Origin of the sequence: Streptomyces formicae (assembly GCF_002556545.1) — a bacterium.
GTDB lineage: Bacteria > Actinomycetota > Actinomycetes > Streptomycetales > Streptomycetaceae > Streptomyces > Streptomyces formicae_A.
The window spans coordinates 4,472,210-4,490,515 of sequence record NZ_CP022685.1 but is presented as its reverse complement, the minus strand read 5'-3'; the positions used below and the strand labels follow the sequence as shown (position 1 = coordinate 4,490,515).

The 18,306-nt window shown below is 70.8% G+C and carries 22 protein-coding genes and 1 pseudogene; 16 read left to right on the top strand and 7 right to left on the bottom strand.

What is annotated here, in order from left to right:
* Positions 1–21: 21 nt before the first annotated feature.
* Positions 22–834, bottom strand: coding sequence for a response regulator transcription factor (locus KY5_RS19160; RefSeq protein ID WP_098243409.1), 813 nt, complete (start codon positions 832–834; stop codon positions 22–24).
* Between the two features lie 178 nt (positions 835–1,012).
* Here KY5_RS19160 and KY5_RS19155 point away from each other — a divergent pair.
* From KY5_RS19155 to KY5_RS19135, 7 genes and pseudogenes are all read left to right on the top strand, one after another.
* Positions 1,013–1,831, top strand: a pseudogene (locus tag KY5_RS19155) (alpha/beta hydrolase); the annotation flags it as partial.
* Between the two features lie 39 nt (positions 1,832–1,870).
* Positions 1,871–2,125, top strand: coding sequence for a MoaD/ThiS family protein (locus KY5_RS42555; RefSeq protein WP_234363189.1), 255 nt, complete (start codon positions 1,871–1,873; stop codon positions 2,123–2,125).
* A gap of 5 nt (positions 2,126–2,130) precedes the next feature.
* Entirely contained in the window at positions 2,131–3,294 is a 1,164-nt protein-coding gene (locus tag KY5_RS19150; RefSeq protein WP_098243407.1) for a hypothetical protein, read from the top strand.
* A 131-nt stretch (positions 3,295–3,425) separates the two neighbouring features.
* Positions 3,426–4,172 (top strand): DUF2993 domain-containing protein, encoded by a 747-nt coding sequence (locus tag KY5_RS19145; protein ID WP_098247352.1) that lies wholly within the window; start codon positions 3,426–3,428, stop codon positions 4,170–4,172.
* A gap of 214 nt (positions 4,173–4,386) precedes the next feature.
* The gene (locus tag KY5_RS43240; RefSeq protein ID WP_351007875.1) at positions 4,387–4,467 is read left to right on the top strand and encodes a putative leader peptide; all 81 of its coding nucleotides are present in this window, start codon (positions 4,387–4,389) and stop codon (positions 4,465–4,467) included.
* A 170-nt stretch (positions 4,468–4,637) separates the two neighbouring features.
* A complete protein-coding gene (locus tag KY5_RS19140) occupies positions 4,638–5,483 on the top strand; it encodes a sulfurtransferase (RefSeq protein ID WP_098243406.1) in 846 nt (281 codons plus the stop codon).
* A gap of 33 nt (positions 5,484–5,516) precedes the next feature.
* Positions 5,517–5,804 (top strand): DUF1416 domain-containing protein, encoded by a 288-nt coding sequence (locus tag KY5_RS19135; protein ID WP_055551667.1) that lies wholly within the window; start codon positions 5,517–5,519, stop codon positions 5,802–5,804.
* 101 nt (positions 5,805–5,905) lie between these two features.
* Here KY5_RS19135 and KY5_RS19130 read toward each other — a convergent pair whose 3' ends face one another.
* Entirely contained in the window at positions 5,906–6,163 is a 258-nt protein-coding gene (locus KY5_RS19130) for a DUF3099 domain-containing protein (protein ID WP_098243405.1), read from the bottom strand.
* Positions 6,164–6,410: 247 nt separating this feature from the next.
* Here KY5_RS19130 and KY5_RS19120 point away from each other — a divergent pair, with 247 nt between their 5' ends.
* Genes KY5_RS19120 through KY5_RS19110 form a run of 3 tightly spaced genes read left to right on the top strand, consistent with a single transcriptional unit; the run spans position 6,411 to position 8,443 of the window.
* Positions 6,411–6,983, top strand: coding sequence for an FABP family protein (locus tag KY5_RS19120; RefSeq protein WP_098243404.1), 573 nt, complete (start codon positions 6,411–6,413; stop codon positions 6,981–6,983).
* A gap of 16 nt (positions 6,984–6,999) precedes the next feature.
* A complete protein-coding gene (locus KY5_RS19115) occupies positions 7,000–7,443 on the top strand; it encodes a Fur family transcriptional regulator (protein ID WP_098243403.1) in 444 nt (147 codons plus the stop codon).
* Between the two features lie 34 nt (positions 7,444–7,477).
* On the top strand, positions 7,478–8,443 hold the full coding sequence (locus KY5_RS19110) for a YgfZ/GcvT domain-containing protein (RefSeq protein ID WP_098247351.1): 966 nt from the start codon (positions 7,478–7,480) through the stop codon (positions 8,441–8,443).
* Positions 8,444–8,462: 19 nt separating this feature from the next.
* Here the strand turns inward: KY5_RS19110 and dtd are convergent, their stop codons facing one another.
* On the bottom strand, positions 8,463–8,888 hold the full coding sequence (gene dtd, locus KY5_RS19105) for a D-aminoacyl-tRNA deacylase (protein WP_098243402.1): 426 nt from the start codon (positions 8,886–8,888) through the stop codon (positions 8,463–8,465).
* A gap of 161 nt (positions 8,889–9,049) precedes the next feature.
* Between dtd and KY5_RS19100 the strand changes: the two genes are divergently transcribed.
* Complete coding sequence (locus KY5_RS19100) at positions 9,050–9,652, top strand: ABC transporter substrate-binding protein (RefSeq protein ID WP_098243401.1); 603 nt, start codon at positions 9,050–9,052, stop codon at positions 9,650–9,652.
* A 47-nt stretch (positions 9,653–9,699) separates the two neighbouring features.
* Positions 9,700–10,956: a GNAT family N-acetyltransferase gene (locus KY5_RS19095; RefSeq protein ID WP_098243400.1), complete on the top strand. Its 1,257-nt coding sequence runs from the start codon at positions 9,700–9,702 to the stop codon at positions 10,954–10,956.
* A 172-nt stretch (positions 10,957–11,128) separates the two neighbouring features.
* Here the strand turns inward: KY5_RS19095 and KY5_RS19090 are convergent, their stop codons facing one another.
* Positions 11,129–11,314: a hypothetical protein gene (locus tag KY5_RS19090; RefSeq protein ID WP_098243399.1), complete on the bottom strand. Its 186-nt coding sequence runs from the start codon at positions 11,312–11,314 to the stop codon at positions 11,129–11,131.
* 229 nt (positions 11,315–11,543) lie between these two features.
* On the opposite strand from KY5_RS19090, the gene KY5_RS19085 reads away from it, so the two are divergent.
* Positions 11,544–12,455 (top strand): FadR/GntR family transcriptional regulator, encoded by a 912-nt coding sequence (locus KY5_RS19085; RefSeq protein ID WP_098243398.1) that lies wholly within the window; start codon positions 11,544–11,546, stop codon positions 12,453–12,455.
* A gap of 26 nt (positions 12,456–12,481) precedes the next feature.
* On the opposite strand, the gene KY5_RS19080 is transcribed toward KY5_RS19085, so the two are convergent.
* Positions 12,482–12,670, bottom strand: a complete 189-nt coding sequence (locus tag KY5_RS19080; RefSeq protein WP_055551648.1) for a hypothetical protein — start codon at positions 12,668–12,670, stop codon at positions 12,482–12,484.
* Between the two features lie 125 nt (positions 12,671–12,795).
* On the opposite strand from KY5_RS19080, the gene KY5_RS19075 reads away from it, so the two are divergent.
* From KY5_RS19075 to KY5_RS42550, 3 genes are all read left to right on the top strand, one after another.
* Complete coding sequence (locus tag KY5_RS19075; RefSeq protein ID WP_098247350.1) at positions 12,796–13,701, top strand: winged helix-turn-helix domain-containing protein; 906 nt, start codon at positions 12,796–12,798, stop codon at positions 13,699–13,701.
* Complete coding sequence (locus KY5_RS19070) at positions 13,702–14,469, top strand: HAD family hydrolase (protein ID WP_098243397.1); 768 nt, start codon at positions 13,702–13,704, stop codon at positions 14,467–14,469.
* A gap of 91 nt (positions 14,470–14,560) precedes the next feature.
* Positions 14,561–16,591 carry an HAD-IA family hydrolase gene (locus KY5_RS42550; RefSeq protein WP_234362784.1) on the top strand — a complete coding sequence of 677 codons (2,031 nt, stop codon included), beginning with the start codon at positions 14,561–14,563 and terminating at the stop codon, positions 16,589–16,591.
* On the opposite strand, the gene KY5_RS19055 is transcribed toward KY5_RS42550, so the two are convergent.
* Positions 16,572–17,318 carry an ABC transporter permease gene (locus tag KY5_RS19055; protein ID WP_098243396.1) on the bottom strand — a complete coding sequence of 249 codons (747 nt, stop codon included), beginning with the start codon at positions 17,316–17,318 and terminating at the stop codon, positions 16,572–16,574. The genes KY5_RS42550 and KY5_RS19055 overlap by 20 nt on opposite strands.
* Positions 17,311–18,264 (bottom strand): ABC transporter ATP-binding protein, encoded by a 954-nt coding sequence (locus KY5_RS19050; RefSeq protein ID WP_098243395.1) that lies wholly within the window; start codon positions 18,262–18,264, stop codon positions 17,311–17,313. The genes KY5_RS19055 and KY5_RS19050 overlap by 8 nt, the downstream gene beginning before the upstream one ends.
* Positions 18,265–18,306: the final 42 nt, after the last annotated feature.

The window sequence follows — 18,306 nt, the reverse complement described above, 5'->3', positions numbered from 1 at the left end:
GCGGAGTCTACGCGGATGGAACTACCGCTGGGCAGGGCGTACGGCAGCTTCCTTCGGAGCGGATTCCGCGACGGCCGGGACGGACGCCGCCCGCGCGCCGCCGTTCTCCTCGGCCCGGGGCGTCGCCGCCTTCGCCTTCTCCTCGTCGGCCGCCCGTTCGACCTTCTCGGGCGTGACGAAGCGGTAGCCGACATTCCGGACGGTGCCGATCAGCGACTCGTGCTCGACGCCGAGCTTCGCGCGCAGGCGCCGCACGTGCACGTCGACCGTGCGCGTGCCGCCGAAGTAGTCGTAGCCCCAGACCTCCTGGAGCAACTGGGCCCGCGTGAAGACCCGGCCGGGGTGCTGCGCCAGGTACTTGATCAGCTCGAACTCCTTGAAGGTCAGGTCCAGGACCCGGCCCTTGAGCTTCGCGCTGTACGTCGCCTCGTCCACGGAGAGATCGCCGTTGCGGATCTCCATGGGGGAGTCGTCCGAGGTGATCTGCTGGCGGCCCATCGCGAGCCGCAGGCGCGCCTCGACCTCGGCGGGGCCCGCGGTGTCGAGGAGTACGTCGTCGATGCCCCAGTCGGCGGTGACGGCGGCGAGACCGCCCTCCGTCACGACGAGGACCAGGGGACATCCGGGGCCCGTGGAGCGCAGCAGCTGACAGAGGCTGCGCACCTGGGGGAGGTCGCGGCGCCCGTCGATCAGGATGACGTCGGCACCGGGGGTGTCGACGAGAGCGGGCCCTTCCGCGGGGGCGACGCGCACGTTGTGAAGGAGCAGGCCGAGAGCGGGGAGCACCTCCGTCGACGGCTGGAGGGCATTGGTGAGGAGCAGCAGAGAGCTCATCGGCCCGCACCTGCCCGGTTCGTCTGACTGTCGTGCACGTTTCGCTCGCCCATTACGTCGGTTCCTCCTCGGTCCCTGCGAGGACGTATGCGGCACTGCTTCGTACGTGTGCTCCTGAAAGCACAAAAGGACCCGGGGGCTGCGCTGCCCGGATCCTCTGCCAAGGAGAATAGCCCACATGAGTTCCGGTCCGGCAGGTCAAGCGGCGCGATCTTCTGTGCCGCCGCTCACTCGGGGGCAGGGTCGCGTTCAACGGCGCGTCATGCTTCGTACACACGACGGAGTGGCCGTCGAGGCGGCCTACGACCCCGGGCCCGACCCCTCGGGAGAGCTCGCGATCGTGGTCGCGCACGGCTTCACGGGGGATCTTTCGCGGCCCCACGTACGGCGCATCGCGCGCGTCTTCGCCCAGCGTGCGGCCGTGATCACCTTCTCCTTCCGGGGCCACGGGGCGTCCGGAGGCCGCTCCACGGTCGGCGACCGCGAGGTACTCGACCTGGTGGCGGCCGTCGAGTGGGCGCGATCCCTCGGGCACGCGCGCGTGGTGACCGTCGGCTTCTCGATGGGCGGCTCCGTCGTGCTGCGGCACGCCGCGTTGCACAGGGGGCGCACGGAAGCGCGGGTTGACGCGGTGGTCGCGGTGAGCGCCCCGGCGCGTTGGTACTACCGGGGGACGGCGCCGATGCGGAGGCTGCACTGGGTGGTCACGCGCCCCGCGGGCCGCGCGGTGGGCCGCTTCGGCCTGCGCACCCGGATCCACCCGCACGAGTGGGACCCCGTGCCGCTCTCGCCGGTCGAGTCCGTCCCCCTCATCGCGCCGACCCCGCTGCTCGTCGTGCACGGCGACCGGGACCCGTACTTCCCCGTCGACCATCCCCGGATGCTGGCCGCGGCGGCCGCGGGCGGGGCCGAACTGTGGTTGGAAGAGGGCATGGGGCACGCGGAGCACGCGGCCTCCGACGAGCTCGCCGGGCGGATCGCGGCCTGGGCCACGGCATCATGGACGTCGGCGACCGCCGACCGAGAGGAGCGTCGCATGGTGAACGGCACCATTCGTTACTGGGCCGCGGCCAAGGCGGCAGCGGGTGTCGCGGAGGAGCCGTACGCGGCGGGGACGCTCGCGGAGGCCCTTGACGCCGCGCGCGAGCGGCACCCGGGCGAGCTCGTCCGGGTCCTGCAGCGCTGTTCGTTCCTTGTCGACGGCGACCCCGTCGGGACTCGTGGGCATGAGACCGTACGCCTTGCCGAGGGCGGCACGGTCGAGGTGCTCCCGCCGTTCGCAGGAGGATGAGCGCCATGTCCAATCAGCCGTACGAGGGCTATGACGGGTACGAGGGGTACGACCCGTACCAGCAGCGGTATCCGGATCCTCAGCAGCCGTATCCGTCGCCGGAGCAGCAGCAGTACTACGCGGATCCCCAGCAGCAGCAGTACGCGCAGCCCTATCCGGAGCAGCAGCAGTACGCCCAGTCCTACCCGGAGCAGCAGTACTACGTGGATCCGCAGCAGCAGTACACCCAGCAGTGGCAGGGGCAGACGTGGGAGACGTCCGTGCAGCCGCCGCCCGCTGCCGCGGTGGACGTGACGGAGACGGCGTACCTGCCGCCTCAGTCGTACGCCTCGGTGCCTCCGGAGCCGGAGCCGCAGCCGGAGGCTGCTGACGAGAGCTCCTACGGCCCCGCCACCACCACCGGCAACCCCCGCATAACGGACGCCCAGCGCGCCCGCGCCGAGGGGCGGTCGCCGATCATCGAGCCGGGGATGCAGCCCGCCGCGCTGACCGCGCTGCTCGGGCTGCTGCTCGCCGGGGGCGCGGCCGCCGGGTCGTACGCGCTGCTCGTGCCGCTGGTGATCCTGCAGGCCGTGACCGCCGCCGGGTGGTTCCGGCTCAACGGGATGTGGCCCGCGAGGCAGGGCATCGCGCTCGCGTTCCTCGGTGGTGTCGTCGCCGACGTCGCGCTGCTCGGCGTCGGCAAGGAGCACGCGCCCGCCGCCATCCTCGGCACCCTCGGTGTCTGGGTGCTGCTCGTGGTGGTGCTCCAGCTGCGCAGCCACGCCGGTGCCGACGAGCGGATGTACGGGCTCATGGCGACCCTCGCCTCCGCCGCGCTCGCGATCATCGCGACCGGGCACCTCGCGGCCGAGGCCGACGCCGTGACCGTGGGCTGCGTCGCCGTCGCCGTCGCGGTGCTCGCCCGCGCGCTGCCGCTGCCGACGCCCGCCTCGGTCGTCGTGGCGCTGCTCGCGGCCACCGGGTCGGGGGTCGCCGTCGGCGGCATGACCGACTACGGCAGCAAGGGCGCGCTGCTCGCGCTCGGCGCCGGTGTCTGCGCGCTGATCGGGCACCGCGTCGCGAGCTACGACTACCCGTCGCGGTTCGTGCACATGACTGCGGGCGTCGCGCTGCCGCTCGCGGCCGCCGCCCCCGCCGTGTACGTGCTCGGCCGTGCCATCGGCTGACCGGCGCGCGTCCGATCGTCACAGCTGATCGACAGGTCCCCGGCCGAGCGCTTCGGCCGGGGACCTGTCCTTTAGGCTCGCGGAAACGACAGCTAGTCGGGGGACAAGGTGGGGGAACACCGGACATGAGCATGCGCGCCGTACGAATACTTCTGATCGTCGTCGTGGTCCTGGGAGGTCTGTTCGTGGCGGCCGACCGGCTGGCCGTGAACTTCGCCGAGGGCGAGGCGGCGGACAAGATGCGTACCAGCGAGGGCCTGAGCCGGACGCCCGACGTCTCCATCAAGGGCTTCCCGTTCCTGACCCAGGTCGCGGGCGGCGAGCTCGACGACGTCGAGGTGGGGATCAAGGACTACGAGGCCAAGTCCGGCTCCGACTCCCTCCTCATCGACGATCTGACGGCCCACATGAAGGGCGTGAAGTTCTCCGGCGACTACAGCTCGGCGACCGCCGCGACCGCCACCGGCACCGCGCGCGTCTCCTACGACGAGCTCCTGAAGGCGAGCAAGTCGGAGCCGGTCCAGCTGCCGCTCGGCGCCACCGGCAAGGTCGTCGGCCTCTCCGACGGCGGCAACGGCAAGATCAAGGTCGAGGTCGAGGTCAGCAAGGGCGGCGTGAAGCTGCCCAAGCCCGTCTACGTGCTCAGCTCGATCCGCGTCGAGGGCGACAACATCAAGGTCCACGCGGACGAGATCCCGAAGAAGATCTCCGTGCTCGGCGTCTCCATCCCGCTGCCCGAGGGCACCGCCCGCGACGTCACCGACTTCGAGCAGAAGGTCGAGGACCTGCCGGCCGGGATCAAGCTGGAGAAGGTCGAGGCGGCGCCGGACGGCGTGGACATGTCCGTGACGGGCTCGAACGTGCGACTCGCGGGCTGAACCCCGCTGAACCCCGCTGAACCCCCGCCAGGGCCGCTTCGTCCGAAGTGCGAGACGAAGCCGTCCGGCGGGCGGATGTGACGGGGACGACACCGGACCCCGGGGCCCTTCGGGGCGGCCCCGGGGTTCAACTATTCCCACATCGTGGACGATCGTGTCTCACCATGCGGAGCACCGGTGACACAGCCGCCCCTCCCTCCCTACGATCGGACCCATGCAACGACAGGCGGACCTCACGAAGCGGCGGGCAGTGGACCTGTGCCGCGTCGCCGCCATGCTCTGTCGCACCTTCTGACGAGGGCCTCACCCCCTCGTTTCCCGTCGGCCTGTCGACGCCCTTACCGGCAGGCCGCCCCGCGCCGTACGTACGCCACAGTGCCTCCCCGCACCACCGGCCCGTACCGGCCGCCCCCTCGTGCACCCGCAGCACAGCCGCACCGCCGCACCTGCCCCGGAGGAGAAGTCATGAGCCGCAGCGACGTCCTGGTAGACGCCGACTGGGTCGAGGCCCACATCGAGGACCCGAAGGTCGCCATCGTCGAGGTCGACGAGGACACCTCGGCGTACGAGAAGAACCACATCAAGAACGCGATCCGGATCGACTGGACCAAGGACCTCCAGGACCCGGTCCGCCGTGACTTCATCGACCAGGAGGGCTTCGAGAAGCTCCTGTCGGCGAAGGGCATCGCCAACGACACGACCGTCGTCCTCTACGGCGGCAACAACAACTGGTTCGCCTCGTACGCCTTCTGGTACTTCAAGCTCTACGGCCACCAGGACGTGAAGCTCCTCGACGGCGGCCGCAAGAAGTGGGAGCTCGACTCCCGCGACCTGGTCGACGGTGCGCAGGTCCCGAACCGCCCCGCCACCGACTACAAGGCCAAGCCCCAGGACACCTCGATCCGCGCCTTCCGCGACGACGTCGTGGCGGCCATCGGCGCGAAGAACCTGGTCGACGTGCGCTCGCCCGACGAGTTCAGCGGCAAGCTGCTCGCCCCGGCCCACCTCCCGCAGGAGCAGTCGCAGCGTCCGGGCCACGTCCCGTCCGCGCGCAACATTCCGTGGTCGAAGAACGCCAACGACGACGGCACCTTCAAGTCGGACGACGAGCTCAAGGCCCTCTACGAGGACGAGCAGGTCGACCTGGCCAAGGACACCATCGCGTACTGCCGCATCGGCGAGCGTTCGGCCCTGACCTGGTTCGTCCTGCACGAGCTGCTCGGCCAGACCAACGTCAAGAACTACGACGGCTCGTGGACCGAGTACGGCTCGCTCGTCGGCGTGCCGATCGAGCTCGGCGCCAACAAGTAAGCAGACCGACCTTTCTTTCCCCTAGGAGTACGCATGTGTGGAGCAAAGGCCGGTGGCCCCGACGCTTCGACGATCAAGCCCGGTGAGACCACGATCCAGGGCCAGGTGACCCGCGACGGCGAGCCCGTCACCGGTTACGTGCGCCTGCTGGACTCGACCGGCGAGTTCACCGCCGAGGTCCCGACCTCGGCGACCGGACAGTTCCGCTTCTACGCCGCCGAGGGCACCTGGACCGTCCGGGCGCTGATCCCCGGCGGCACCGCCGACCGCACGGTCGTCGCCCAGACGGGCGGCCTCGCGGAGATCGCGATCGCGGTCTGATCCGGCACGCACCATGAACGGCCGAAGGGCCGCACCCCAGGGGGTTGGACGCCACTGGAACGGGGTGCGGCCCTTCGGCTGCCCCGTGGGCGTGCGCGCCGCTACCGCTTGCGCTTGCCGTCCAGCTCGTCCCACCACTCGTCGGACTTCCGGTCCCCGCTGGGATCGTCCCACCAGCGGTCCTCGGGGCCTCGACGGTTCGCCACGATGGCGGCGAGCGGCGGGATCACCATCGCCACCACGCACATCCCGACGGCGGCGGGGATCGACCAGAGCCGCACCACGCCCCACGCCAGGACGAACAGGGCGATGCACGTGCCCATCATGGCGAAGTACACATGGCGCCTTCGCGCGTACATACATCCAGCGTACGTCCCGAGGGCCCTCACAGAGAGGGACGGGCGCCGCCCGACTACAGTGGGACCGGCTCTGATACCTGCCCCACCGCTCACCGAGGAGCACCCCGTGCTTGAGGCTTTCTTCTCCGCCCTGCTGGTTCTCGTCTGCGTCGGCGTCCTCGCCTTCGCCGGCCTCACCGTGAAGAAGCTGTACCAGGGCCAGCGCTGACGACCCCCACTCCACCACCACAGATCGCCTGAGCTTCCCATGATCGAGATTCCGTCCGACCTGAACCCCTCCCTCGTCCCCCTCGCCTTCCTCCTCGGCAACTGGGCGGGCGCGGGCGTCACCGACTTCCCCGGCGCCGAGAAGGCGAATTTCGGCCAGGAAGTCTCCTTCACGCACGACGGGCGGGACTTCATCGAGTACCGCTCGTACACCTGGGTGCTCGACGCCGAGGGCAACAAGGTCAAGCCGCTGGAGTCCGAGTCCGGCTTCTGGCGGATCGGCGAGGACCGCAAGGTCGAGGTCGTGATGGTCCGCGACGACGGCGTCGTCGAGGTCTGGTACGGCGAGCTCGCCGACCAGAAGCCGCAGATCGACCTGGTCACGGACGCCGTCGCGCGCACCGCGGCCTCCGGCCCCTACACCGGCGGCAAGCGGCTCTACGGCTATGTGAAGGGCGACCTGATGTGGGTCGGCGAGAAGCAGACCCCCGAGGTGCCGCTGCGCCCGTACATGTCGGCGCAGCTCAAGAAGGTCGTCACGCCCGAGGAGGTCGCCGACATGGCTCGGAACCTGGGCGACCTGCCGGACGACGGCATCGCCTTCTTCAAGTAGACCTAGACTCTCAGGTGTGGCGAGCACCGATTCCCGGAGCACCGACTCCGACTGGAAGAGCGACCTGCGGCAGCGCGGCTACCGGCTGACGCCGCAGCGCCAGCTTGTCCTCGAAGCCGTCGACACCCTTGAGCACGCGACCCCCGACGACATCCTCTGCCACGTGCGGAAGACGGCGTCGGGGGTCAACATTTCCACGGTCTACCGCACCCTGGAGCTCCTGGAGGAGCTCGGGCTCGTCTCGCACGCCCACCTCGGGCACGGGGCGCCGACGTACCACCTGGCGGACCGGCACCACCACATCCACCTGGTCTGCCGCGACTGCACGAACGTCATCGAGGCCGACACGGAGATCGCCGCGGACTTCACCGCCAAGCTGCGCGAGACCTTCGGCTTCGACACCGACCTGAAGCACTTCGCGATCTTCGGGCAGTGCGAGAACTGCAGGGACGCGGAATAAGCGGCCCGCCGGGCAGGTCGTAGTCTGTGTGAACATGAAGAGCCCTCTCCTGTCCCTGCCCGGCGCCGTCCCCGCCGAGGGCGTGGACGAAGGCGTCGCCGCCCACTACGGGGAACTGTTCCGCGAGCAGCGCGCCCTCGCCGACGGCACCGGATTCGTCGACCTCTCGCACCGCGGCGTGCTCACCGTCACCGGCGCCGACCGGCTGAGCTGGCTGCACCTGCTGATCACCCAGCACGTCAGCGAGCTCCCCGCGGGCCAGGCCACCGAAGCGCTGATCCTCTCCGCCAACGGCCACATCGAGCACGCCCTCTACCTCGTCGACGACGGCGAGACGGTCTGGGTGCACGTCGAGCCCGGCACCCAGGAAGCGCTCCTCGCGTACCTGGAGAGCATGAAGTTCTTCTACCGCGTCGAAGTGGCCGACCGCACCGACGAGTTCGCGGTGGTGCACCTGCCCGCCGGATCGATCGCCCCGGTCCCCGACGGCGTCGTCGTGCGCGAGACCGCCCACGGCCGCGACCTGTTCCTGCCGCGCGCGGACCTGGAGTCGTACGCCGAGGCGCAGGGCCCCGCCGCCGGGCTCCTCGCCTACGAGGCGCTGCGTGTGGAGGCCCACCGGCCGAGGCTCGGCTTCGAGACCGACCACCGCACCATCCCGCACGAGCTGGGCTGGCTCGGCACCGCCGTGCACCTGCAGAAGGGCTGCTACCGGGGGCAGGAGACCGTCGCCCGCGTGCAGAACCTGGGCAAGCCCCCGCGCCGCCTGGTCTTCCTGCACCTGGACGGCAGCGAGGTGCACCTGCCGGTCCCGGGGACGCCGCTGCACCTCGCGAGCGAGGGCGCCGAGGGACGCAAGCTCGGCTTCATCACCACGGCCGTGCGCCACCACGAGCTGGGTCCCATCGCGCTCGGCCTCATCAAGCGCAACGTGCCCCTGGACGCGGAGCTCGTGGCGGGGGACACCGCCGCGGCCCAGGAAGTCGTCGTCGAGCCCTGACCGTTCCCGTGGCGGCGGGTCACATCTCCAGGAGCACGGTGAAGGGCCCGTCGTTGGTCAGGCCCACCCGCATCTGCGCGCCGAAGCGGCCCGTCGCCACCGTCGCGCCGAGGGCGCGCAGCTGCGAGACCACCTCCTCGACCAGGGGTTCGGCCACCGGGCCGGGGGCGGCCGCGTTCCAGGTGGGGCGGCGGCCCTTGCGGGCGTCTCCGTAGAGCGTGAACTGGCTGATGACCAGGAGCGGCGCGTCGATGTCGCTGCACGACCTCTCGTCGGCCAGCATGCGCACCGACCAGAGCTTGCGGGCCAGTTGGGCCGCCTTCTCCTTGGTGTCGTCGTGCGTGACGCCCACCAGGACGCACAGGCCCTCGCCGCTGATCTCGCCCACGGTCTCGCCGTCCACGACGACGCTCGCGCCGTCGACCCTCTGCACCACTGCTCGCATACGGTCATCATGCCGTGCCGCGCACGGCGCCCGGGACATGCCTCCGATCCCCCCATCCGGGGCCGATTCCGGGCACTCATTCACATAGCGGCCACTCGGGGTGGCACGATGCTCACACGCGGTGTACCGCGTCGGCCGGTCGAGGGGACGGGTAGAGCCACATGAGCACACCAAGTACCGGGCATTCGCCCGGTCGCATCTCGCTGCTGCGTACGCAGGTTCCGCGGCCGCCCGCGCAGCGCACGGGCAGCCCACGCCTTCCGGCGGTGCCCGAGCACGACCTGGCGGCGCTGCGCCTCGCGGAGCTCCGCGAGCTGCGCAGGGGGGCGCAGCAGGACGAGGCCGATCTGAGCTACGTGCGGCGGCTGCTGCAGGGCCGGATCGACATCCTGCGGGCCGAGATCGCGCGCCGCAGGGACCCGCTCGCCCCGGAGCCCGACGCGTCGGTGCTCGACCGGCTCCCCGAGATCCTCAGGGACGCCCCGGCCCGGCACCGCTCGTCGGCCAGGCACGTCACGCTCGGCACCCCGCACAGCGAGGAGTACCGGCTGCTGGCCACCGAGATGCTCGCCGAGGTCCAGCTCTCCGACCTGGCGGCACGCACGGACGACGAGCTGCACACGGCGATGGGCCGCCTCGTGCGCTACGAGCAGCAGGTGTCGCGGCGGCGGCAGTTGCTCCAGCGGACCACGGACGACTGCAGCGCGGAGATCGCGCGGCGCTACAGGGAGGGCGAGGCGCAGGTCGACGACCTGCTGGTGTGACGGAAACCCGAGTGCGGGGCGTCGTCGGCCGCGCCTAGCGTGGGCGCATGAGTGATGTTGACGTGAGAGCCGTGGCCGACGCCGAGTTGCCCGCCTGGCTGCGTGCCGTCCAGACCGGGTTCCTGCAGTCCTTCGCCGCCATGTCGGACCAGGCCGTCGCCAACCTCAAGGACCGCGCGGCCCCTACCCGCGTGTGGGGCGCCTTCGACGGCGACCGCGTCGTGGGCACCTTCCGCTCCTTCGACCAGCGGGTCACCGCGGTGGGCGGAGCGCCAGTCGCGGCCAACGCGGTGACGGCCGTGACGGTGGCGCCCACGCACCGGCGCCGCGGCATCCTCAGCCGCATGATGGCCACCGATCTCGCGGCGGCCAAGGAGCGCGGTGACGTGGTGGCCACGCTGATCTCCGCCGAGTACCCGATCTACGGGCGGTACGGCTTCGGGCCCGCGACCTGGGTCACCGAGTGGAGCGTCGACGTGCTGCGCTCCGGGCTCGACCCGCGCTGGTCGGGGCCCGCCGTGCCCGGCGCGCGGATCGACCTCGTCGACGGCGACGACGTGCGCAAGTTCGGCCCCGAACTGCACGAGCGGGTCCGTGCCGAGCGGCACGGCGTGATCGACCGGGGCGACGAGTGGTGGCTGCGCAACACCGGGCAGCAGGTGACCCCCGAATTCCCGTGGCAGGAGCCGTTCTACGCGCTCTACCGCGATCCGTCGGGCCGGGTCGACGGACTGGCCGCGTACCGCACGAGCAACGACGAGTGGGGCGGCTCCCGGCTGCCGCTGAACACCGCCACGGTCCTGGCGCTGACGGCCGCCACGACCGCCGCCGAGCGCGACCTGTGGCACTACCTCTGCGCGATCGACAAGGTCATCACGGTCAAGAGCGGCTGGCGGGCCCCCGACGACCTGCTCCCGCACCTGCTGCCCGACCTGCGCGCCGCCACGGTGACCGGGCACGCGGACTGGCTCTGGCTGCGGATCCTGGACGTCGTACGGGCCCTCGAATCGCGTACGTACGCGGCTCCCGGCTCCCTCGTCCTGGAGATCACCGACGGGGCGGGTCTGGCGGGCGGGCGCTACCGGCTCGACGCGACGCCGCAGGGCGCGACCTGCGTGCCGACCACGGAGTCGGCGGACCTTGCCCTGGACGTCGCGGAGTTGGCGGAGCTGTGGCTCGGGGACGCGTCCGCGGCGCGACTCGTGGCGCTGGGGCGCATCGGGGAGGAGGGGGTGGGGGCGGCGGCGCTGGCCGACGTCATGTTCCGTACGTCCAGGCGTCCTTGGTGTCCCGACCTGTTCTGACTCTCCCGACCCGCTCGTGCCAGTGCCCGCGGGGTGTCCGGGGTCCCAATCCCGGACTCCCCGCGGGGAACGTCCGAGCCCCGGCCATCCGCGTACCGGGGCTCGGACTTCCTGATGGCTGACCGGACTCCCGGCTCCCCTCCGGATGGGAGCCCGGTCAGCCCGATCCGGGTCAGCCCGACTGGGCGAGGAGCAGGACGAGGAGACCTGCCCCGAGCCCGCTGAGCTTCACGTTCTTGGCCTTGATGCCGACGGTCAGCAGGACGAAGGCGATGATGCCGAGCGGTCCGTACTTCCACTGGATGACTTGCTCGAATCCGATGGCGAGGGCGGCGACGACGATGGCGATGAGCGGCATGACGTTCCCTCCTTCGGGATCGGGGCGGCGGACCCCGTTCAGTCGGTGACCAACTGGCCGTCCGGTGCACGTGCTTCGCGTCGGCGGTCGATGGCTGGTGGCCAACCCCGGAGGGGCCTGACCATGTCGCCCAAGTTGGCTACCAACTTCAACTGACTTATCTCCGCTGAGGGACGACTCATAACCACCTTCCCTGCAACTCCCCAAAGATGGCGCGAAGTTGTACCGTTTGGTTGTGAGCCCGGAACATGCACCAGTCAACGGGCGGAAGAGGCCCCACAGGTCTCACCGCGAAGTGGCCGACGTGCTGCGCGACCGGATCAGGTCCGGGTCGCTGCGGCCGGGGCAGCGCATGCCCACCCAGGCCGAACTGGCCGATGAGTTCGGCGTCGAGCGCGGTGCCGTGCGCGAGGCACTGCGCATTCTGCAGGGCGAGCATCTGCTGTCCAACGTTTCCAAGGGCAGCCCCGCCACCGTCGCGGAGGCGTCCGAGCGTGCGCTCGCAGGTCCCGGCGGCGTGCGGCCGCAGCCCACGATGGTCGGACTGGCCCCGAGAATCGCCGCCGCGTTCGAATCGCCGCACGTGGAGATAGACGCGCTCTGCCTCACCTCCATCTCCCTCACCATGGCGATCGGCGAACCGCTGCGGCAGATCCACGCCGGACAGCTGAATCCGGCCAAGGTCGACGTCCGGGTGCTGTTGCCGAGCCGCGACATCGACCTCGCCTTCCCCGCGCCGGTCGAGGCGGGGGAGGACGAGGAAGCGCATGTGCACCGGCGCTGGCTCTCCCAGCGGAACGCGCAGGGCCAGGTCCTGCGCCACAACCTCCTCGCGCTGCGCTCCTCGCACGGGATCGACGTGTCGGTGCAGTTCAGGGCGCTGCCGTTCACGCCGCCCGTGAAGCTGTACCTGATCAACGGCGCCGAGGCCCTCTTCGCGTACTACACGCTCACCAAGCGGGACGAGGAGATGGGCGAGGAGTCCCTGGAGATGTACGACGCCCAGGGCACGCAGTCGATGCTCTTTCCGTTCAAGGAGGGGGACGGGCTGCGGGACACGACGTTCGTCGAGCAGTCCCACCTGTGGTTCAACGCCCTCTGGAACACGATCAGTCAGGACCTGGAGCTGGCGGGGGGCTAGCCGGCGGGCGGCCGGCCGGTGAGGGGCTAGATCGCGGGGCCTGTCATCATCAGGGCGAGGACGACGGCCCCGATGGAACTGACCGTGGGGTTCTTCGCCTTGACGCCGACGGTCAGCAGGAGGAGACCGATGATGCCCATCGGGCCGTACTTCCACTGGACGAGCTGCTCGACGGTGACGGCGACCACGGCTGCGAGGAGGGCTATGGCGGGCATGGTGGTTCCTCCTTCTGCCATCTAGAGTCAGTTGGCAACCAACTCTGCTTGAGTTGTCCCCACTTGGTCGGAGTCCATAAACAACTTCCCGTCAACTGCCCAAAGATGGCGGCCAGTTGTATCGTCTGGTTGTGACCCAGGAGAACGTGGCAGTGAACGGCAGCAGAAAACTCTCGCACAAGGACATCGCCGACACCCTCCGCGACCGCATCCGGGCGGGCGAGCTCAAGGCGGGCGACCGCCTGCCGACCCAGGCCGAGCTCGCCGAGGAGTTCGGCGTCGAGCGCGGCAGCGTGCGGCAGGCGATGAAGGCACTGCAGAGCGAAGGTCTCCTCTCCAACGTCAGCAAGGGCAGCCCGCCGCGGGTGGCGGCGGCGGTCACCGCGGCGACCGTCAGCGAGGGGCCGCAGCCCTCGATGGTCGCGCTGGCCCCGCGGCTCGCCGCCGCGTTCGCCGAGCCGCACGTGCGGATCGACGTCGTGTCGTACACGGCGGAGACGCTCATGATCGCGATGGGCGAGCCGGTGCGGCTCATCCACGAGGGCAGGCTCAGGCCCGAGTCGATCAACCTGCGGGTGCTGCTGCCGAGCAGCGAGATCGACCTGGCGTTCCCGGTCCCGGTCAACGCGGACGCGGCGGGCCGCGAGCGGCTCCACGAGCACTGGCTCGCCCAGCGCAACGCCCAGGGCCAGGTCCTGCGCCACAACCTCCGCGCCCTGCGCGCCTCGCACGGCATCGACGTCCAAGTGACCTTCCGCGCCCTGCCGTTCACCACACCGATCAAGCTGTATCTGCTGAACGGGGCGGAGGCGCTCGTGGCGTACTACACGCTGGAGCGGCAGCTGGTGGATCCGGAGGAGAGCGGCGCGGGGCGCGAGCAGTACAAGTACGACTCCGGTGGCATCAAGGTGCCGCTCTTCTCCTTCGAGAAGGGGGATCCGGTCGCGCGCGACTCCATGTTCGTCGACCAGTCCCAGAAGTGGTTCGACGGCCTATGGGAAACCATCACCATGGACCTGACACTCTCTTAGGTGACTTCTGACTCGACGCAATCTGACGCGACACATCCCGGGGCAGTCGATGAAGAGACCGAGACGCTTCGTTCTCTGATCACTTCTGTCCGTTTCGTGCTGTTCGACTTCGACGGCCCGATCTGCCACCTCTTCCCCGGGGACACGGCGAAGAGGGTGGCGGAGGCCCAGGTCCGGTGGCTGGAGGAGCGGGGGCTGCGCGACCTGCTCGCCGACGGCGTGCGCGAGGAGCCCGACCCCTACAAGGTCCTGCGCGCCGTCGACCTCCGCAGCCCGGGCAGCGACCTGGTCGCCGAGCTGGAGGAGCACCTCACCCAGCAGGAGCTCGGCCTCGTGGCCACCGCCATGCCCACTGCCTACGTCGACCCGCTGATCCGCACCTGGTCGGCCGTCGGCGCCCGGCTCGCCGTCACGACGAACAACTCCCCGCGCGCGGTCGGCCGCTACCTCGCCTCGCGCGGCCTCACGGAGTGCTTCGCCCCGCACGTCTACGGCCGTACCCCCGACCTCCACCTGCTCAAGCCCCACCCGCACTGCGTGCGGCGCGCCCTGGACGCGATGGGCGCCGCTCCGGACGAGACCCTGATGATCGGTGACGCGCCCTCGGACCACGTGGCCGCGCGGGCGGCGGGCGTACGATTTCTGGGCTACGCGCGTAACGCCCGCAAAGCGGAACGGCTGCGCGCCGCCGGTGCCACCCACCTCGTCGGCTCCCTGGAACCGCTCCTCAAGGTTGTATACGCCGTGGGCGACATTAAGGCGCGGTAAAGAGGCGGGTTGAACAAGCAAACGCCGCGCCGATGTCCAGAATGCGGCACGTCACAAGAACCGTTGGCCGCACGGGCTACCCTCTGCCCTCATGTCGTCACCTCCGCCTCGATCTCCCCACGAGGCGCCGAAGCGCGGACGTCGCGAGTCGCTCATCAGGCGTCTCGCCGACTCGCACAAAGAGAGCCCCGACCGTGAGGTCGTAGCCGGGTATCACAACATCAACTATGTGATGCCGCTCGGCTGGCGGCTGGCCCTCCTGCTCGGCACGATGCCGTTCAGGGCCCGCGTCAAGTGCCGCCAGCCGCGTGACGTGGTGCAGGTGGTCCCGCGCATCTGGCAGAGCGAGACCGAAGTGCTCGCGGCGGTGAACCGCGAGCTGAAGAGGGAAGTCCCGCGCTGCTACCGGGACTTCGGCGACTGGTCGCTGCACTCCTACCGGGCCGGGCAGGTGCTGTCCTCCGTGCGGGTCGAGGGCGGCATCGGCGATCCGATGATGCGGGCCTTCGCCAAGTTCTTCGCCAAGACGGCGGGGGTGGGGAAGGACAAGCTGCCGCCCACCCCCGCCGGCTGGCCGGAGACCGGGCAGAGCCAGGCGTTCTTCGACTGGCTGATCGGCTTCACCGAGAGCCGCGTGCACCAGCGGAACAGATGGCGGTTCCAGGAGCTCTTCGAAGCGGTGGGCATCCGCGCCGACGTCATGACGTCCTTCCGGGACGACCCGCGCCGCCCGCCGCTGACCCCGCGGCCCTTCTGCCTCCTGCACACCGACGTCCACCGGGGCAACGTCGTCGTCGACCGCAAGAGGATCGCCGTCATCGACTGGGAGTTGGCCATGTACGGCGACCCCCTGCACGACCTCGCCACCCATCTCGTACGCATGGAGTACGAGAAGGAGGAGCAGCTCCGGATGACGGAGCTGTGGACCGAGGAGATGGTGAGCGCGGGCCACCAAAAGATGACCGAGGGCCTGGACGCCGACCTGCCCGCCTATCTGGACTTCGAATACGCCCAGTCCGTCTTCCCCGACGTCATGCGGGCGGCGCTCGACCTGTGCGAACTGCCGGGAGAACCGGACGACGAGGAGTTCGCCTGGGCGTCCTGGCGGGTCTGCCGGGCGTTGCGGCGCGCGGCCGAACCCCTGAAGCTGAAGAAGGTGCCCGACGGGGCGCGCGCCGAGCACGCGTTGCGCGCCTGGTACGCCGGGCCGTACGGCCGGGCGCAGGAAGAGGCGCGGCGCGCGGCGCAGCCCGCGCGGGACCGCGGGGCCCTCGACGAATGGGGTGCGGTGGCAGACGAGACGTACCAAGAGGCGTGCGCCGGGACGGCTGAGGTGAGGGACGGGGCCGCCGATGGCCCGGCGCGGCAGGTGGTCCTCCCGGCCCAGGCGGGGGCCCTCACGCGCGAACTGGACGAAGTGCGCGAGCTGTTCGCCGATCCGGAGGGCGGTTGCGTGCTCTTCGACTTCGACGGGCCCATCTGCCGCCTCTTCCCCCACGGCGCGTCCCGGCGCGTCGCCGACGACTTCTGGAGGCTGGTCGGCGAGGGCGGCCTGCTCGACATGATCGATCTGGCGGACCGTTACTCCAAGGACCCCTACGACGTCCTGCGGGACGTCGCCCAGGAGCGGCCGGGCAGCGAGGCCGTCGCCGCCCTGGAGGACGTCCTCACCCGGGGCGAGGTGCGCGCCGCACAGCACGCACCGGCCACCGACGGGGCTCACGACCTCATCCGCGAGCTGTCGCGGCGAGGCTGCCGGATCGCCGTCGTCACCAACAACTCCCCGCGCGCGGTGGAGTCCTATCTGCACCGGCACGGTCTGTCCGAGGCGTTCGGGCCGCACGTCTACGGCCGCGGGCCCGACGCGGACCAGCTCAAGCCGGACCCCGACATGCTGCTGCGCGCGCTGGCGGGGCTCGGTGCCGAGCCCGGCGACGCGGTGATGATCGGCGACACGGTCTCCGACCTCGTCGCCGCGCGCGAGGCGAAGGTCCGCTTCGTCGGCTACGCGCGCGACGACCGCAAGGTCGCCCCGCTGCGTGCCGCGGGGGCCGAGGCGGTCGTCCGTGAGCTCGCGCCGCTGCTGGCGCTGCTCGGGGGCGTCAGCGGGAGCGGCGCCTGAACAGCGCGCCGGAGAGGGCCGCCGACCCGCCCAGGATGGCCGCGCACCAGGCCAGTGCCACCCACGGTGTGCTGCCCGTCGGCTGGTTCAGGAGGAGGGCGCGGAGGGAGTCGATGACCGGGGTGACGGGCTGGTTGTCCGCGAACGGCTGGAGCCAGCCCGGCATCGTGTCCGTGCGGACGAAGGCGCTGCTCGGGTAGGGCAGGAAGCTCACGAAGAAGGTGAAGCCGCCGGCCGCCTCCGGGGACGTGGCGAGCAGGCCCACCGTCGCCGAGAGCCAGGACAGGGCGAGGATGAAGGCCAGGAGGATGCCGGCGGCCGCCAGCCAGGCCGCGGGGGTCGCCGTGGGGCGGAAGCCGATCGCGAAGGCGAGGCCGAGGACGAGCGTCGTGGCGATCACGTTGCGGGCGGCGGAGGCGATGACGTGACCGGCCAGGATCGGGACGCCGCCCACGTCCAGCGAGCGGAAGCGGTCGATGATGCCGCCCTTGAGGTCCTCGGTGACGGCGATCGCCGTGTTCGACGAGCCGAAGCCCGCGCAGAGCAGCAGCACGCCGGGGACCACGTAAGTGACGTACCGCGTACCGGTGTTGATCGAGCCGCCGAAGAAGTACACGAAGATCAGGAGCAGCATCACGGGCAGGGCAAGGGCCGTGATCAGCGCGTCCGTGTTGCGGCGGCTCAGGCGCAGGGAGCGGGCCGTCATCACCAGGGTGGTCTCACGCATGGGCGGGCGCCTTCGTGGTGGGAGCGGTGTGGGTCAGGGCCAGGAAGACGTCATCGAGGGTCGCGGTGCGCAGGGCGAACGTCGCCACCTCCGTGCCGTGCGGGTCGAGTTCGTCGAGGAGCGCGCGCACGTGGCGGGCGGTGCCGTCCGTCGGGATGCCGAGCGTGAGCGTGTCGGGGGAGTGGTGCGTGGCGCGGGCCGCCAGGCGCGTGTAGGCGGCGGGGCCGGTGAGCGTGAGGTCGACGCGGTGGCCCGCCACGCGTGACTTGAGCTCCGCTGCCGTGCCGTCGGCGACCACGCGGCCCTCGTGCAGCACCGCGACGCGGTCGGCGAGCTCGTCCGCCTCCTCCAGGTACTGGGTGGTGAGGAACACCGTCGTGCCCCGCGCCGTGAGGTCGCGGACGACCTCCCACATCCGGCGGCGGCTGCGCGGGTCGAGGCCCGTGGTCGGCTCGTCCAGGAAGATCACCTTCGGGTCGCCGACGAGACCCGCCGCGAGGTCGACGCGGCGGCGCATCCCTCCGGAGTACGTGACCACCAGGCGGTCGCCCGCGTCCGTGAGGCCGAAGCGGTCGAGCAGTTCGGCGGCCCTCGCGCGGGCGGCGGGGCGGGAGAGGCCCGCGAGCCGCGCCATCATGCGGAGGTTCTCGGCGCCGGTCTGCTTCTCGTCGACCGCGGCGAACTGGCCGGTGAGGCTGAGGGCGCGGCGGGCCGCGCGGCGCTCCGTACGGATGTCGTGGCCCGCGATCCGCGCGCTGCCCGAGTCGGGCTCGGTGAGGGTGGCGAGGATGCGGACGGTGGTCGTCTTGCCCGCGCCGTTCGGGCCGAGCAGGGCGAAGACGGTGGCCGGGGGGACGTGGAGGTCTATGCCGCGCAGGACGTGGACCTGGTCGTAGGACTTGTGCAGGGATCCGGCCTCGATGGCGGGGGCCGTGGGTGCACGCATGAGCGCTCCTTATTGCGTAAGGCATACGCATTACTGTGTAAG

Bases quoted from the DNA above. Each gene is read 5' to 3' on its own strand.
- KY5_RS19160 (WP_098243409.1), bottom strand. From the start codon at position 834: ATGAGCTCTCTGCTGCTCCTCACCAATGCCCTCCAGCCGTCGACGGAG.
- KY5_RS42555 (WP_234363189.1), top strand. From the start codon at position 1,871: ATGGTGAACGGCACCATTCGTTACTGGGCCGCGGCCAAGGCGGCAGCG.
- KY5_RS19150 (WP_098243407.1), top strand. From the start codon at position 2,131: ATGTCCAATCAGCCGTACGAGGGCTATGACGGGTACGAGGGGTACGAC.
- KY5_RS19145 (WP_098247352.1), top strand. From the start codon at position 3,426: ATGCGCGCCGTACGAATACTTCTGATCGTCGTCGTGGTCCTGGGAGGT.
- KY5_RS43240 (WP_351007875.1), top strand. From the start codon at position 4,387: ATGCAACGACAGGCGGACCTCACGAAGCGGCGGGCAGTGGACCTGTGC.
- KY5_RS19140 (WP_098243406.1), top strand. From the start codon at position 4,638: ATGAGCCGCAGCGACGTCCTGGTAGACGCCGACTGGGTCGAGGCCCAC.
- KY5_RS19135 (WP_055551667.1), top strand. From the start codon at position 5,517: ATGTGTGGAGCAAAGGCCGGTGGCCCCGACGCTTCGACGATCAAGCCC.
- KY5_RS19130 (WP_098243405.1), bottom strand. From the start codon at position 6,163: ATGTACGCGCGAAGGCGCCATGTGTACTTCGCCATGATGGGCACGTGC.
- KY5_RS19120 (WP_098243404.1), top strand. From the start codon at position 6,411: ATGATCGAGATTCCGTCCGACCTGAACCCCTCCCTCGTCCCCCTCGCC.
- KY5_RS19110 (WP_098247351.1), top strand. From the start codon at position 7,478: ATGAAGAGCCCTCTCCTGTCCCTGCCCGGCGCCGTCCCCGCCGAGGGC.
- dtd (WP_098243402.1), bottom strand. From the start codon at position 8,888: ATGCGAGCAGTGGTGCAGAGGGTCGACGGCGCGAGCGTCGTCGTGGAC.
- KY5_RS19100 (WP_098243401.1), top strand. From the start codon at position 9,050: ATGAGCACACCAAGTACCGGGCATTCGCCCGGTCGCATCTCGCTGCTG.
- KY5_RS19095 (WP_098243400.1), top strand. From the start codon at position 9,700: ATGAGTGATGTTGACGTGAGAGCCGTGGCCGACGCCGAGTTGCCCGCC.
- KY5_RS19090 (WP_098243399.1), bottom strand. From the start codon at position 11,314: ATGCCGCTCATCGCCATCGTCGTCGCCGCCCTCGCCATCGGATTCGAG.
- KY5_RS19080 (WP_055551648.1), bottom strand. From the start codon at position 12,670: ATGCCCGCCATAGCCCTCCTCGCAGCCGTGGTCGCCGTCACCGTCGAG.
- KY5_RS42550 (WP_234362784.1), top strand. From the start codon at position 14,561: ATGTCGTCACCTCCGCCTCGATCTCCCCACGAGGCGCCGAAGCGCGGA.
- KY5_RS19055 (WP_098243396.1), bottom strand. From the start codon at position 17,318: ATGCGTGAGACCACCCTGGTGATGACGGCCCGCTCCCTGCGCCTGAGC.
- KY5_RS19050 (WP_098243395.1), bottom strand. From the start codon at position 18,264: ATGCGTGCACCCACGGCCCCCGCCATCGAGGCCGGATCCCTGCACAAG.